Consider the following 14,223-nt stretch of genomic DNA (forward strand, 5'->3'; position numbering starts at 1 on the left):
CTGCCCCGAATCCGGCCGCGAGTGGAAGGGTTTCCGCATCGCCGCAGCCGCCGCATCATCGCGCCATCAGCCGAAGGGGTTTCGTAATGGATGGATTTCCGGTCGAAGGGCATTGGCCGCTGCTGCGGCGCCACCGCATCCGCTGGGCCGAATGCGACCTCTACGCACATGTGAACCACACCGCCTACCTGACCCTGTTCGAGGATCTGCGCGTGGCTTTCTGGGAAGCCCTCGGCGGCGGCTTCGGTCCGGGCGAGATCGGCCCCGTCGTCGGCACGCTGGAGGTTCGCTACCTCAAGCCCGCCGCCTTCGGCGACGAGGTGCTGCTCGGCGCGCGCACCCTCTCAGTGCGGCGGTCGAGCTTCGTGCATGAATACGCGATGTGGCGCGCGGATGGGGTGTGCTGCTCGGCCAAGGGCATCATCGTGGTGACGCAGGGCCCGGTGAAGGCCGCCATCCCCGAGGCGATGCGCGATGCGATCATCGCCCAGGGGGCGCGCGCGGAGTGAGCGGGGCCAAGCCGCCCGAGGAACCGGCGGCGCTTGCGCATATCGAGCGCACGCTCGCCGAGGCCTATCGCAAGGAGATCGACCAGGAGGAGAACATCTGGCGCTCCCTGCCCTTCTTCGCCGCAACGCTGGCGCTGCAGCTCGCCGCCCTGTTCCAGCTGGTCGAGCGCCTGCCGCCGCTGTCGAGCTGGGGCGGCTGGATCGCGGTAGGGTTCCTCACCCTCTCGGCCATCGCCACGCTGGTGGCGCTGGGCTTCCTCGCGGCCTGCATCTACCCGCAGAAATTCCGCTACCTGGCGCCCGACGAGGACCTGCTGAACCACGCCAGGCTGCTCATCCAGGATGAGGCGGATCAGGCGTCCGGGGCCGGGTTCAGCGCGCTGGTGAGCTTGAAGGAGACGCTCGCATTGCAATATGCGATCGGTGCGCAGCACAACCGCACGATCAACAAGTTCCGCGAACGCTTGCGTTCCATCGCCGGACTGGCCACGCTCCTCTCCGTCGTGCTCACCCTTTTCCTTGTTGCAGCAACATTCGGGTATTATGTTCCAAGAACACGCTAGGAAAGCTATTGAGATGCAGCAGCATCCAACCCTGGCGGCGTCATCGTCGGCGCCGCGCCCGGTTCCCGCCCATGTGCCGCGGCCCGCACCCGCCATGCAGGTTGTGACCAAGGGCTGGTGGGTGCTGCGCGAGGAACGCGTGAACGCCGAGGACCTGCTCCGTCAGGATGAGGACGAGCGGAAGTAGCCGCTCAGACCGGCGCCCGCTCCGCCCGCGTCGCCTCCAGATCCTCCGCCACGAAGGCGCGCACCACCTCATCGAGGCTCTCGTGCGGCGCGAAGCCGAGCGCCAGCGCCCGGTCCGGCACGAAGCCCGAGGGCCAGCCGCGCACGATATCCTGCACCACCGTATCCGGCACGATCTGCACCAGGCGTCGGGCCTCGATCCCCGCCACACGCTCCAGCGCGTCCAGCATCTCGGCGACACTTGCGGTCATGCCCGGCGGGTTGACGCCGCGCTCCAAGCCCAGCGGGGCCGTATCCATCGTGGCCGCGTGCAGGAACCAGCCGGTGGCGCTGCGCGGCGAGCAGATCCACAGCCGGAAATCCGGGAAGACCGGAGAATTCGTGGCCAGCCCCAGCAGAGGCTCGCGCAGGATGGCCGAGGCGAAGGACGAGGCCGCCTTGTTCGGCCGACCGGGCCGCACCACCACCGTGGGAAGCCTTATGCACGCCGCGTCGAGGAAGCCGCGCCGGGACGCATCGGCCAGCAGCAGCTCCGCCATCGCCTTCTGCGCGCCGTAGGAATTGGTCGGCACCTGCCGCGCATCATCGGCGACCCGCGCATCCTGCCCGCCGCCAAAGGACGCGACGGAGGAGGGAAACACCGCCCTCGGTGCCGCCGGCAGCGCGCGGCAGCGGTTCACCACCGCCAGCGTACCCAGCAGGTTCACCCGAACGCCGAGGTCGTAATCCGCCTCCGCCGCGGCCGAGACCACCGCCGCCAGGTGAAAGATCACCCCGGTATCCTCTGGGATCGCGATTGCCAGCGCCACGGCATCGCCAAGGTCCCCGGCCTGCGTCCGCACCGGGAAGGGCGCGTCCAGCGGTGCCGGCGCGGCCAGGTCGAACAGGGTCATCCCGCTGATCGCGCGCCCGCCCAGCGCACCATCCGCCACCAGGCGCTGCGCCAGCTTGCGCCCCAGGAACCCGCCGCCGCCGAGGATCGTGATGTGCATGGACCGAGGCCCTCCCGCCCCATGGTTTGGCGCCGGCCGGGGCAGGGCGCAATACTGCAACCCATGATCCCTTCCCTGCCCTACCGCCTGCTCGCCAACCGTGCCCACGGCACCCCCGGCATCATCGTGCTGCCCGAGGGCGGCTTCCGCCGCGCCAAGGCCGAGATCACCAGCTGGCCCGGCTATGCGGTCACGCCGCTACGCACCTTCGATGGCGTCGCCACCGCCGCGCGTGTCGCCTCGGTGCACTACAAGGACGAGGCATCCCGCTTCGGCCTCGCCAGCTTCAAGGCGCTCGGCGGCGCCTATGCCGTGCTGAAGCTGCTGGTCGTCGAGCTCGCCCGCCGCGACATCGCACCCAATGCGCCCTCGGCCGCGATCATGGCCGGCGAGTTCGCCGAGGCAACACGCGACATCACCGTGACCTGCGCGACGGATGGCAATCACGGCCGCTCCGTCGCCTGGGGCGCCGCGCGCTGCCATGCGCACTGCGTGATCTTCGTCCACCACGGCGTCACCCAGGCGCGGCGGGACGCCATCGCCGGCTTCGGCGCCGAGATCCGCGAGGTGCCCGGCAATTACGACGATTCCGTGCGCGAGGCCGCGCGCGTGGCCGAGGCGAAGGGCTGGTTCGTGGTCTCCGACACCTCCTATCCCGGCTACACGGAGGTCCCGCGCGACGTCATGCAGGGCTACCGCCTGATGGCCGACGAGGCGGCCGGCCAACTGCCCGCGCCGCCCACCCACGTGTTCGTCCAGGGCGGCGTCGGCGGCGTCGCGGCCGCGGTCGCCATCCAGATGCGCGCCCGCTACGGCGATGGGCCGCGCGTGATCGTTGTCGAGCCCGACAAGGCCGCTTGCCTGCTCGCGAGTGCGGAGGCCGGCGAGCCCCAGGTGATCGGCGGCGCGCTCGACACCGTCATGGCCGGGCTTGCGTGCGGCGAGGTGAGCCTGCTCGCCTGGCAGGAATTGAGCCGCAGCGCCTACGCCTTCATGGCCATCCCGGACGCGGCGGTCGCACCCTGCATGAAGCTGCTCGCGGCCCAGGGCATCGTCGCCGGCGAGAGCGGCGTCGCCGGGTTGGCGGGGCTGCTGCTCGCCGCGCGCGACACCTTCGGGCGTGCTGTGCTGGGCCTGGAGCCGGACAGCCGCGTGCTGCTGTTCGGCACCGAGGGCGCGACCGACCCCGAGCTCTACGCGCAGCTCACGGCCTGAAGGGGAATTCGCCATGGAACAGCGACGGCTCGGGCGCACCGGGCTCACGGTCTCGGTGCTCGGCTATGGGTGCGGCGCCATCGGCGGCCTCATGGTGCGTGGCGAACCCGCCGAGCAGGAGCGCGCCATCGGCCGCGCGCTTGACCTTGGGGTCACCTATTTCGACACCGCCTATGGCGATGGCGCGTCGGAGACCAATCTCGGTCGCGCGCTGAAGACACTCGGCGCCAACCCGACCGTCGGCACCAAGGTACGCATCTACGATGACGGGCGCAGCGACGTCGCCGGCAGGATCGCGGCGTCACTCGAAGGCAGCCTCAAACGATTGGGGCGCGAGAGCGTGGACCTGTTCCAGCTGCACAACCCCATCACCGTGGACGGCCGCGCGCCGAGCTTCACCGATGCCGAAATCCTCGAACAGGCCGTCCCGGCGCTACAGCGGCTGCAGGCGGCCGGCAAGCTGCGCCACTACGGCATCACCGGCATTGGCGACGCCGCCGCCCTGCGCCATGTCCTGGCCGAAGGCGGCTTCGCGACGGCGCAGATCCCCTACAACCTGCTCAACCCGAGCGCCGCCGCGCCGGCGCTGCCCGGGATGCCCGATCTCGGCCGCATCATCGACCACGCTGCCGAACACGATGTCGGCGTGATCGGCATACGCATCCTCGCCGGCGGCGCGCTCAGCGGCAGCGAGGCGCGCCACCCGGTCGCGGCGCGCGACGTCGCGCCCATCGCCTCGGGCGCCAGCTACGCCGCCGATGTCGCGGCCGCGCGCCGCTTCCTGCCGCTGGTCGAGGAAGGCCATGTCGGCGACCTCGTCGAAGCGGCGCTGCGCTTCGCGATCGGCCCCGCCGGCATCAGCCTGGTCCTCGTCGGCACCGCCACGCAGGCGGAGTTCGAGCACGCCGCGGCCGCCATCGCGAAGGGGCGCCTGGGCGAGGCGGCGCTCGCCCGCATTACCGCGCTGAGAGACTGATCACGCCGCTGTGGCAATGCGCGCCGTCCTGCCCTAGACCCGGGGCAGGGTCGAAACGTTACACGAGGACAAGATGCCGTACTCACCGGGGGCCTGGCCCACGCTGCCGGCCATGATGCTGGGCCGGGCCCGCGAATGGCATGCACGGCCGCTGTTCCGTTTCTGGCGTGATGGAGGATGGCAACGGCTCAGCTGGGGCGAGTTCGCCGGGCGCGTCGCGTCCCTGGCCGCGTATCTGCGGGCCCGCGGCATCGCTCCCGGTGACCGGGTCCTCCTCGTCTCCGAGAACCGGCCGGAATTCCCCATCTCCGATTGCGCGATCATGGCGATCGGCGCCATCACGGTGCCGACCTACGTCACCAACACCGCGGCCGACCACGCCTATATCCTGCGCGATTCCGGCGCGCGTGCCGCTATCACCGCCAATGCGCGCCTCGCCGCCCGCATCACCCAGGCGGCCGGCGAGGCCGGGCTCGATCTGCTGATGACCATGGACAGCCCGGATTGGGCAGACGCCATCGCGACCCCGGCTGACGTGGCGATGCTTGAAGCCGAATGCCGTGAAGCAAGCCGCGAGGCACTCGCCTGCCTGATCTACACCTCGGGCACCGGCGGCACGCCAAAGGGCGTGATGCTGCCGCACCGCGCCTTGCTGGCGAACCGCGAGGGGCTGGTCCCGCTGGCCGAGCGGCTGGGCTTTTCCGGCAACTCATACCTGTCGTTCCTGCCGCTCTCGCACAGCTATGAGCACACGGTGGGCGGCTTCCTGCTGCCATCGGTGGGCATGGAGATCGTCTATTCGCGCGGCGCCGACCGGATCGCGAGCGAATTCGCCGAGATCGGTCCCGCCGTCGTCACCGCCGTGCCGCGCCTGTTCGAGGTGATGCGCGCGCGCATGCTCGCCCAGCGCGAGAAGCAATCGCCCACCGCGCGGCGGCTGTTCGACCGCGCCATCGCGCTGGGCCTCCGCCGGCTGGACGGGCCGCGGCTCGGCCTGGTCGAGCGCATCGAGGATGCGGTGCTGGACCGGCTGGTGCGGCGCAAGGTTCGCGCGCGCTTCGGCGGCAAGCTGCTCGCCTTTGTCTCCGGCAGTGCGCGGCTGGACCCCGATCTCAGCGGCTTCTTCCTCGCCTTGGGCCTGCCGGTGCTGCAGGGCTATGGGCAGAGCGAGGCCGGGCCGGTCATCAGCTGCAACCTGCCCTGGGCAAACCGGCGGGAAACGGTCGGCCCGCCCATGGCCGGCGTGCAGACCCGCATCGCCGGCGACGGCGAGGTGCTGATCCATGGCGACCTGGTGATGCAGGGATATTGGGGCGCACCGGAATTGACCGCGCAGGCGCTGCAAGCCGATGCCGAGGGCAGGCTGTGGCTGCACACCGGCGATGTCGGCGCCATCGATGACGGCTTTCTGCGCATCACCGACCGCAAGCGCGACTTCATCAAGACGCTGGGTGGCGACATGGTGAGCCCGGCGAAGGTCGAGGGCCTGCTGATGGCGGAACCGGAAATCGCCCAGGCGGTGATCGCCGGCGAGGGCAAGCCCGCCATCGTGGCGCTGGTGGTGCCGGCCGAGGGGCATGAGGCGGCGGTGAAATCCGCGGTGGACCGGGTGAATGGCCGGCTGTCCAACATCGAGCGCATTCGCCGCTACGCGACCGTCGCGCCCTTCTCGGTCGAGGACGGTACTCTGACGCCCACCATGAAGGTGCGCCGCCGCATCGTGCTCGATCGCAACACCACGCTCGTCGAAGGGCTGCATGCGGGTCATTGAGCGGACCGCACAGCTTTGCGTGCCGCTATCTTGTGCGCCGATTGCTCGCGTGGCGCGAGTTCCAGCAGCGCGGCGCGATGCCGCCGCGCCATGGCGTAGCCGGCGCTAGCCGGGCATTTCGCGCGCTGCTACAGCTTGGGTCCGGGATGCGTGAGGGGTTGATGATGATGAAGCCGATCATGGCGGTGGCTGCGTGTTTCGGCTTGCTGTGCGCCGAGGCCCGCGCCCAGAATCTCACCATGGCCGTCGGCGCGCCGGTCACCTCGCTCGACCCGCATTACCATCAGCTGTCGCCCAACAACGCCGCCTCGGACATGATCTTCGACCGGCTGGTCGATACCGATTCGCGCAGCCGCAACATCCCCGGCCTCGCGCTGTCCTGGACGACGGTCGAGCCGAATGTGTGGGAGTTCAAGCTGCGGCCGAATGTGCGCTTCCACAACGGCAATCCCTTCGTCGCCGAGGACGTCGCCTTCACCATCGCGCGCCTGCCCAATGTGCCCAACAGCCCGTCTTCCTACGCGATCTATGCGCGGCCGATCACCGCGGTCGAGGTCGTCGATCCGCTGACCGTGCGCTTCCGCACCACCGAGCCCTACCCGCTGCTGCCGCTCGACATGACAAACGTGCGCATCCTCAACCGCGCGACGCATGAGCGCTCCACCACCGATGATTTCAACGCCGGCCGCGCGGCGATCGGCACCGGTCCGTATCGCGTCGTCAGCCACCGCATGGGCGACCGCATCGAGCTCGAGCGCAACGACACCTATTGGGGCGAGCGCCCGGCCTTCGGCCGCGTGAACTACCGCATGATCACCAATGACGCGTCGCGTACCGCGGCCCTTCTCGCCGGCGACGTCGATGTCATCGACCAGGTGCCGACCTCGGACCTCGCGCGGCTGCGCACCGACCAGCGCGTGACGCTGAGCGAGATCGTCGGCTTGCGGCTGATCTTCCTGGGCCTGGATTTCGCCCGCCCCGCCGGCGAGAATTCGCCCTTCGTCACCGACAACAATGGACAGCCGCTTGGTCGCAACCCGCTGCAGGACGTGCGCGTGCGCCGAGCACTGTCCATGGCGATCGACCGCCGCGCCATCGTCGAGCGCGTGATGGAAGGGGCCGCCGTCCCCGCCTCGCAGTTCCTGCCCGAGGGCACCTACAGCCACGTCCCCGACATGCCGCCCACCGCCTATGACGCCGACGGCGCGCGTCGCCTGCTCGCCGAGGCCGGCTATCCGCAGGGCTTCCGCATCACGCTCGCCGGCCCCAATGACCGCTACATCAACGATGCCCGCATCATCCAGGCGGTGGGTCAGATGTGGACCCGCATCGGCGTGCGTACGACGGTCGAGGCGCAGCCCTGGACCACCTTCGTCGCCCGCGCCGGGCGTGCCGATTTCTCCGCCTTCCTGATCGGCTGGGGCAGCAACCCCGACGGCTCGCATCCGCTGCGCAACATCCTCGCCACGGTCAACCGCGACCGCGGCTGGGGGGCCTCCAACCGCGGCCGCTATTCCAATGCGCGCGTCGACGAGCTCACCCTGCAATCGCTGAGCGAGCTCAACGATGCGCGCCGCGAGCAGATCCTGATCCAGGCACAGCGCCTGGCCGCCGACGACGTGGGCGTGATCCCGCTGCACATTCAGACCAACATCTGGGCGACGCGCCGCGGCCTCACCATCGCGGCGCGCGCCGACGAGCTGACCCGTGCCCAGGATGTGCGCCCGGCCGCGGCGCGGTAGGCCAGGCGCATGAGTCTCTATCTGCTGCGGCGGCTGATCCAGGCGGTCGGCGTGATGGCGGTGATGTCGCTGATCGTGTTCCTCGGCGTCTTCGCCATCGGCGATCCGGTCGACATCCTGATCGCGCCCGACGCGGACCAGATCGAGCGCGAGCGCGCGATCATCGCGCTCGGCCTGGATAAGCCGCTGTGGATGCAATACCTGGTCTTCCTGGGCAATGCGCTGCGCGGCGATCTCGGGCGCAGCTTCGTGTTCAACGAACCGGCGCTGCAGCTGATCATGGGGCGGATGCCGGCGACGTTGGAACTGGCCCTCGGCGCCACCATCATGGCGATCATCATCGGGTTGCCGCTCGGGCTCTATGCGGGCCTGCGGCCGAACGGGGCGATCAGCAAAGCGATCCTGGCGATCTCCATCCTGGGCTTTTCGCTGCCGACCTTCTGGGTCGGACTGATGCTCATCATGGTCTTCGCGGTGCAGCTGGGCTGGCTGCCCTCGACCGGGCGCGGCGAGACGGCGATGCTGTTCGGCCTGCGTTGGAGTTTCCTCACGCAAGACGGCCTAGCGCATCTCATCATGCCCGCGACCAACCTCGCGCTGTTCAAGATATCGCTGGTGATCCGCCTCACCCGAGCCGGCGTGCGCGAGACGATGCTGATGGATTACGTGAAGTTCGCGCGCGCCAAGGGCCTCTCGCCCGCGCGGGTCACCTTCGTGCATGTCTTCAAGAATATCCTGATCCCGGTGGTCACCGTGGTGGGGCTGGAACTCGGCTCCACCATCGCCTTCTCGGTGGTGACGGAATCCGTCTTCGCCTGGCCGGGGATGGGCAAGCTCATCATCGACAGCATCAACGTGCTCGACCGCCCGGTGATCGTCGCCTACCTGATGACCATCGTGCTGATGTTCATCACAATCAACCTGATCGTGGACCTGACCTACTCCTTCCTCGATCCGCGCGTCAGGCTGGAGAGCAAGGGATGAGCACCACCGCCCTGCCGGCGCCGGCGCCCGCGCCGCCGCGCGTCGAGACGCCGTTCCGCCGCTTCGTCTCTGAATTCTGTGAATCGAAGGTCGCGCTCGGCGCGCTGGTCGTGTTCACGCTGATCGCGCTCGCCGCCATCTTCGCGCCCTGGATCTCGCCGCAGGACCCCTACGACCTCGGCGTGCTCGACATCATGGACGGCAGGCTGGAACCGGGCAGCGTCGGGGCCACGGGCATCACCCATTGGCTCGGCACCGACGACCAGGGCCGCGACATGCTCTCGGGCATCATCTACGGGCTGCGCATCTCTCTGATCGTGGGTGCGGGTTCGGCCATCATCGCTTGCCTTGTCGGCGCCTCGCTCGGCCTGCTCGCGGCCTATGCTGGTGGCCGCACCGATGGCGCCATCATGCGCCTGGTCGACCTGCAGCTGTCCTTCCCCGCAATCCTCGCCGCGCTGATGATCCTCGCCTTCCTCGGCAAGGGCGTGCTGAACGTCGTCATCGCGCTGGTCATCGTCGAATGGGCCTACTACGCGCGCACCGTGCGCGGCACTGCGCTCGTCGAGCGCCGCCGCGAATACATCGAGGCCGCGCAATGCCTGGCCCTGCCCACGCACCGCATCCTGTTCCGCCACCTGCTGCCGAACTGCCTGCCTCCCCTGATCGTGGTCGGCACCATGCAGGTCGCGCGCGCCATCGCGCTGGAGGCCACGCTGTCCTTCCTCGGCCTGGGCGTGCCGATCACCGAACCCTCGCTCGGGCTGCTGATCGCCAACGGCTACGAGTACATGCTGTCCGGCAAGTACTGGATCAGCTTCTACCCGGGCATCGCGCTGCTCATCACCATCGTCTCCATCAACCTGGTGGGCGACCAGCTGCGCGACGTGCTGAACCCCAGGCTAAAGAAGTGAGCCTCAAGACGTGAGCCTCACGCTCGAAGTCCGCGACCTGCGCACCCATTTCTTCACCCGCGCCGGCGTGGTGAAAGCCGTGGACGGCGTCTCCTTCACCGTCGCGCGCGGCAAGGTCCTGGGCCTGGTCGGCGAGTCCGGGTCGGGAAAGACCGTCACCGGCTTCTCGATCCTCGGCATGGTCGACGAACCCGGCCGCATCACCGGCGGATCCATCCTGTTCCAGGGCCGCGACCTCGCGACGCTGTCGGAAGAGGAGATGCGCCACCTCCGCGGCAACCGCATCGCCATGATCTTCCAAGACCCGATGATGACGCTGAACCCGGTGCTCCGCATCGACACGCAGATGATCGAGACCGTCCAGGCGCACGAAAAGACCTCTCGTGAGGAAGCCCGCCAACGCTCCCGCGACGCACTCGGCATGGTCGGCATCGCCTCGCCAGACGAGCGCCTCAAATCCTATCCGCACCAGTTCTCCGGCGGCATGCGACAACGCGTCGCCATCGCGATCGCCCTCCTCCACCGCCCCGACCTCATCGTCGCCGACGAACCCACCACCGCGCTCGACGTCACCATCCAGGGCCAGATCCTCGCCGAGGTCCAAAAGCTCGCCGCCAACACCGGCACCGCGCTGATCTGGATCACCCACGACCTCTCCGTCGTCGCCGGCCTCGCCGACGATATTGCGGTGATGTACGCCGGCCGCGTCGTCGAACACGGCCTGGTGGACGAGGTCCTCGACCGCCCTCTCCACCCCTACACCCACGGCCTCATCGGCAGCGTGCCGTCGCGCAACAAACGCGGCGAACCCCTGCGCCAAATTCCCGGTATGACCCCCTCCATGCTCGCCCTGCCGCAAGGCTGCGCCTTCCGCGCCCGCTGCCCCCGCGCCGCTGACGAGTGCCTCGTCGAACCCGAGCTCCGCACGATCCTGCCGGGACGCCAGGTACGCTGCCATCGGCCTCACCTATGAGGGGGCGTGAAGAAAGCATGGGGGGCTTTGCCCCCCAAACCCCCCACAAGGATCGTGTCGATCCTGGACCTCCATCTGTTGGTTCTTGGTCTTGGGAGGGGAGTTTCGCCGAAGGCGAGCCGGGTTGGGGAGGGGGTGCAGCGAGCGCCCTCGATCGAAGGCACACCCTCGACGCACCCCCTCCCCAACCCGGCGCATCACCGCAAACACACCCCTCCCAAACCCAGGACCAACACACGCAGGGGCCCGGGGATCGGCGCGATCCCCGGCGGGGGTTTGGGGGCAGCGCCCCCATGCTTTCTTCAGCCCCACACGGATGACGCCGATGATCGAATTGCGTGGTGTGTCCCGGCGGTTCGAGAAGAAGCTCGATTTCGCCGGGAAGGTGTTGAAGCGATTGGGCGCGCCCATCCGAGAGGAGGTGGTGCATGCCGTGGATGGTGTGGACCTCGTGATTGCGAAGGGCGAGGTGGTGGGGTTGGTGGGTGAGTCCGGGTGTGGGAAGTCCACCTTGGGGCGGATGGTGGCGGGGATTTTGCCGCCCAGCTCGGGCACGGTGATGCGGCAGGGGCGCGACATTGCGGGTCTGGCGCCGGCCGCGGCGCGCGAGGCGAAGCTGCGCACGCAGATGATTTTCCAGAATCCGTACGCGTCCCTGAATCCGCGCATGAAGGTGGCGGAGATCGTGGGCGAGGCGCCACGGGTGCATGGCATCGTCTCGCGCGCGGATTGCGCGGATTACGTCGATGATCAGCTGCGGCGGGCGGGGTTGGATCCGGCGTTGAAGGCGCGGTATCCGCATCAGTTCTCGGGCGGGCAGCGGCAGCGGATCGGGATTGCGCGTGCGCTGGCGGTGAAGCCCGACGTGCTGGTGTGTGACGAGGCGGTGGCGGCGCTGGACGTGTCGATCCAGGCGCAGATCCTCAATTTGTTCATGAAGCTGCGGCGGGAGCTGGATCTCACCTACCTGTTCATCAGCCATGATCTGGGCGTGGTGGAGCATCTCTCGGATCGGGTGGTGATCATGTATCTCGGGCGGGTGGTGGAATCGGCACCGGCGGTCGAGGTGTTCGGTAGTCCGAACCATCCCTACACGCAGTCGCTGCTGGCCGCGGTGCCGCGGATCGAGGCGCGCAAGCGCGCCTTCAAGGTGGTGACGGGGGAAATTCCCTCGCCGCTTAATCCGCCGTCGGGATGTCATTTCCATCCGCGCTGCCCACATGTCATGGCGCGGTGCCGCGAGGAGCGGCCGGCCTTGCGCGAGATCGCGCCGGGCCGCATCAGTGCGTGCCATCTGAACGACGCACACTGAGGGCAACTGCGCGCCGTCTGTGGTGTTCGCCTACCGTGCGGGCTCCGCGCAGAAGGATGTTCTTTCGTGAATCGCATCCGCGTCACCCATCGGACGACGTATCGCTATGCGCGGCCGGTCCGGCTGCTGCAGCATCGGCTGATGGTGCGTCCGCAGGACAGCCATGATCTGCGCCTGCTGGAAGCGACGCTGGATATCGCCCCTGCCCCTGAATCGACGCGCTGGGCGCATGACGTGTTCGGCAATTCGATCTGCCTGCTCAACTGGGACGAGGATGCGCGGACCGAGCGGCTCGACATCACCTCCACACTCGCGTTGCAGCATTTTCCTGGTGGCAGCGGGTTGCCGGCCGCGACGCTCGACCCGGGCGCGGAGCTCTACCCCTTCTCCTATGCCTCCGACGAGGCGGCCGACGTCGCGCGGCTGCGCGAGCGGCACCTGCCGGACGAGGCGCGTGTCGTCGACGCCTGGGCGCGGCGCTTCCTCGGCGACAAGGGCGAGAGCCGTACCCTCGACATGCTCGCCGCGATGACGCGGACCATCCATGACGAGTTCAAGTACGAGGCGCGCGAGGAGGAGGGCACCAACCCGGCCACCGTCACGCTGGCGACCGGGGTCGGCACCTGCCGTGACTTCGCGCTGCTGATGATGGAGGCGGCGCGCGCGCTCGGCTTCGCGGCCCGCTTCGTCACCGGCTACCTCTATGAAGAGGACGATGTCGAGACACATGGCGGCGGCGCGACGCATGCCTGGTGCTCGATCTACCTGCCCGGTGCCGGCTGGGTGGAATACGACCCGACCAACGGGCTGATCGCGGGCGCGAACCTCATCCGCGTGGCGGTGACGCGCACGCCGGAGCAGGCGATCCCGGTGGGTGGCGGCTTCGTCGGCGGCGAGCGCGATTCGCTCGGGCTCGAGGTGGATGTGTCGGTTGAGCCGGACCAGTCCAAGCGCGCAGAGTGCTGAGCGCGGCTCAGGGCTTGGCGATCATCACCCAGGTCGCGGCCACCAGCGGGACGGTCGCGACCAAGCCCCAGAAGATCCAGCGCCGGGCTTCGCGCCAATAGGCCTCGGGGATCGGGCTGCCATCGGCGAAGCCGCGGGCCATGCGGGCCTGGCGGACCTGGATGGGCACCAGGATGAACAGCCACAGGCACCCCGAAATCACGAACAGCAGCTCGGCATAGATGAGCCAGTCGGCGCCGAAGGGATGCATGCCGGCGACATAGGCGGCGCCGAAGCCGCCGACGGACAGCAGGACGATCCCGCCACCCGTGCAGAACCAGTCGGTGATGGTCACCAGGCGCTGGGCATGGGCGATGATGACGGGATTGCCGCCGCGATCGGCGAAGACCTTCCAGATCGAGGTCACGGTGACGTTGCCGAGCAGCAGCACCAGGCCGAGCACGTGCAGCGTCAGGAAAACATCATAGGCCATGCGTGTCGCGTCCCCCTGCGCGCGTGTCGCACTTCCCGGCGGGGCTGGCGAGATGGCACGCCGATCAAGGCGGGCGCCACACCCGCCTTCGTTTCGCCGCGGCCGGCGCGGCGGCGCCGCAATCGCCGCGAATTGACCTTCGCGCAGCCATCAGGCGGCCTGGCCGCGGGTGCCAACTCCTGACTGCGCCAAAGCGCAACAACCCACCAAGGAGGGTACCCAATGCGCCAGCTTCTCAAGACGTCCTTCGCCGTGTCCGCCCTGATGATCGGCCTCTCGGCCGGTGCCATGGCCGCCGGCACCACCGCGCCCGCCGCCACCGGCGCGACCACCACGACCCCGCCCGCCGCGACGGCACCGCACGCCACGACCGCGCCGCATGCGACGAGCACGCCCCGCAACCAGGTCCAGCACCCGGCCGCGGCGAGCAGCACCCAGGCGACGCGCCCGGCCACCCCGGCCAACCCGAGCGGCAGCGTCACCACGCCGCGCGCCGAGGTTCGCCCCGGCACGTCGCCCGCCCCGAGCGCGACCGTCGTGACGCCCCGTGCCGAGATCCGGCCGGTGACGCCGCAGGCGAGCGCGCCGGCGACCAGCGTTCCCGCCGCGCCGCGCGTGAACTGAGCCTGCGTCGACCGGGGGCTGGTC

15 protein-coding genes are annotated in these 14,223 nt (G+C 69.1%); 13 read left to right on the plus strand and 2 right to left on the minus strand.

Annotated elements, in window-relative coordinates:
- The first annotated feature begins 86 nt into the window (after positions 1–86).
- The 3 genes from GXW79_RS02595 to GXW79_RS02605 are packed head-to-tail and all read left to right on the plus strand — an operon-like array spanning position 87 to position 1,259.
- Complete coding sequence (locus GXW79_RS02595) at positions 87–509, plus strand: acyl-CoA thioesterase (protein ID WP_211872667.1); 423 nt, start codon at positions 87–89, stop codon at positions 507–509.
- On the plus strand, positions 506–1,072 hold the full coding sequence (locus tag GXW79_RS02600) for a hypothetical protein (protein ID WP_211872668.1): 567 nt from the start codon (positions 506–508) through the stop codon (positions 1,070–1,072). Before GXW79_RS02595 ends, GXW79_RS02600 begins: the two co-directional genes overlap by 4 nt.
- Positions 1,073–1,085: 13 nt before the next feature.
- Complete coding sequence (locus GXW79_RS02605) at positions 1,086–1,259, plus strand: hypothetical protein (RefSeq protein ID WP_211872669.1); 174 nt, start codon at positions 1,086–1,088, stop codon at positions 1,257–1,259.
- A gap of 4 nt (positions 1,260–1,263) precedes the next feature.
- On the opposite strand, the gene denD is transcribed toward GXW79_RS02605, so the two are convergent.
- The gene (gene denD / locus GXW79_RS02610; RefSeq protein ID WP_211872670.1) at positions 1,264–2,250 is read right to left on the minus strand and encodes a D-erythronate dehydrogenase; all 987 of its coding nucleotides are present in this window, start codon (positions 2,248–2,250) and stop codon (positions 1,264–1,266) included.
- Positions 2,251–2,313: 63 nt separating this feature from the next.
- On the opposite strand from denD, the gene GXW79_RS02615 reads away from it, so the two are divergent.
- From GXW79_RS02615 to GXW79_RS02655, 9 genes are all read left to right on the plus strand, one after another.
- Positions 2,314–3,465, plus strand: a complete 1,152-nt coding sequence (locus tag GXW79_RS02615; RefSeq protein ID WP_211872671.1) for a diaminopropionate ammonia-lyase — start codon at positions 2,314–2,316, stop codon at positions 3,463–3,465.
- A 13-nt stretch (positions 3,466–3,478) separates the two neighbouring features.
- Complete coding sequence (locus GXW79_RS02620) at positions 3,479–4,441, plus strand: aldo/keto reductase (protein ID WP_211872672.1); 963 nt, start codon at positions 3,479–3,481, stop codon at positions 4,439–4,441.
- Positions 4,442–4,514: 73 nt separating this feature from the next.
- Entirely contained in the window at positions 4,515–6,212 is a 1,698-nt protein-coding gene (locus tag GXW79_RS02625; RefSeq protein WP_211872673.1) for an AMP-dependent synthetase/ligase, read from the plus strand.
- 161 nt (positions 6,213–6,373) lie between these two features.
- Complete coding sequence (locus GXW79_RS02630) at positions 6,374–7,954, plus strand: ABC transporter substrate-binding protein (RefSeq protein WP_367614782.1); 1,581 nt, start codon at positions 6,374–6,376, stop codon at positions 7,952–7,954.
- A 9-nt stretch (positions 7,955–7,963) separates the two neighbouring features.
- Positions 7,964–8,938, plus strand: coding sequence for an ABC transporter permease (locus tag GXW79_RS02635; RefSeq protein WP_211872674.1), 975 nt, complete (start codon positions 7,964–7,966; stop codon positions 8,936–8,938).
- Complete coding sequence (locus GXW79_RS02640; RefSeq protein ID WP_211872675.1) at positions 8,935–9,852, plus strand: ABC transporter permease; 918 nt, start codon at positions 8,935–8,937, stop codon at positions 9,850–9,852. The genes GXW79_RS02635 and GXW79_RS02640 overlap by 4 nt, the downstream gene beginning before the upstream one ends.
- Before the next feature lie 10 nt (positions 9,853–9,862).
- Positions 9,863–10,825: an ABC transporter ATP-binding protein gene (locus tag GXW79_RS02645; RefSeq protein WP_211872676.1), complete on the plus strand. Its 963-nt coding sequence runs from the start codon at positions 9,863–9,865 to the stop codon at positions 10,823–10,825.
- Between the two features lie 316 nt (positions 10,826–11,141).
- Complete coding sequence (locus GXW79_RS02650; RefSeq protein ID WP_211872677.1) at positions 11,142–12,137, plus strand: ABC transporter ATP-binding protein; 996 nt, start codon at positions 11,142–11,144, stop codon at positions 12,135–12,137.
- 66 nt (positions 12,138–12,203) lie between these two features.
- Entirely contained in the window at positions 12,204–13,103 is a 900-nt protein-coding gene (locus GXW79_RS02655; protein ID WP_211872678.1) for a transglutaminase family protein, read from the plus strand.
- 7 nt (positions 13,104–13,110) lie between these two features.
- Here the strand turns inward: GXW79_RS02655 and GXW79_RS02660 are convergent, their stop codons facing one another.
- On the minus strand, positions 13,111–13,575 hold the full coding sequence (locus GXW79_RS02660) for a DUF2269 family protein (protein WP_211872679.1): 465 nt from the start codon (positions 13,573–13,575) through the stop codon (positions 13,111–13,113).
- A 222-nt stretch (positions 13,576–13,797) separates the two neighbouring features.
- On the opposite strand from GXW79_RS02660, the gene GXW79_RS02665 reads away from it, so the two are divergent.
- Positions 13,798–14,199 (plus strand): hypothetical protein, encoded by a 402-nt coding sequence (locus tag GXW79_RS02665; RefSeq protein ID WP_211872680.1) that lies wholly within the window; start codon positions 13,798–13,800, stop codon positions 14,197–14,199.
- Positions 14,200–14,223 lie beyond the last annotated feature (24 nt).

It is taken from the genome of Plastoroseomonas arctica (assembly GCF_018128965.1).
Classification (GTDB): Bacteria; Pseudomonadota; Alphaproteobacteria; order Acetobacterales; family Acetobacteraceae; genus Plastoroseomonas; species Plastoroseomonas arctica.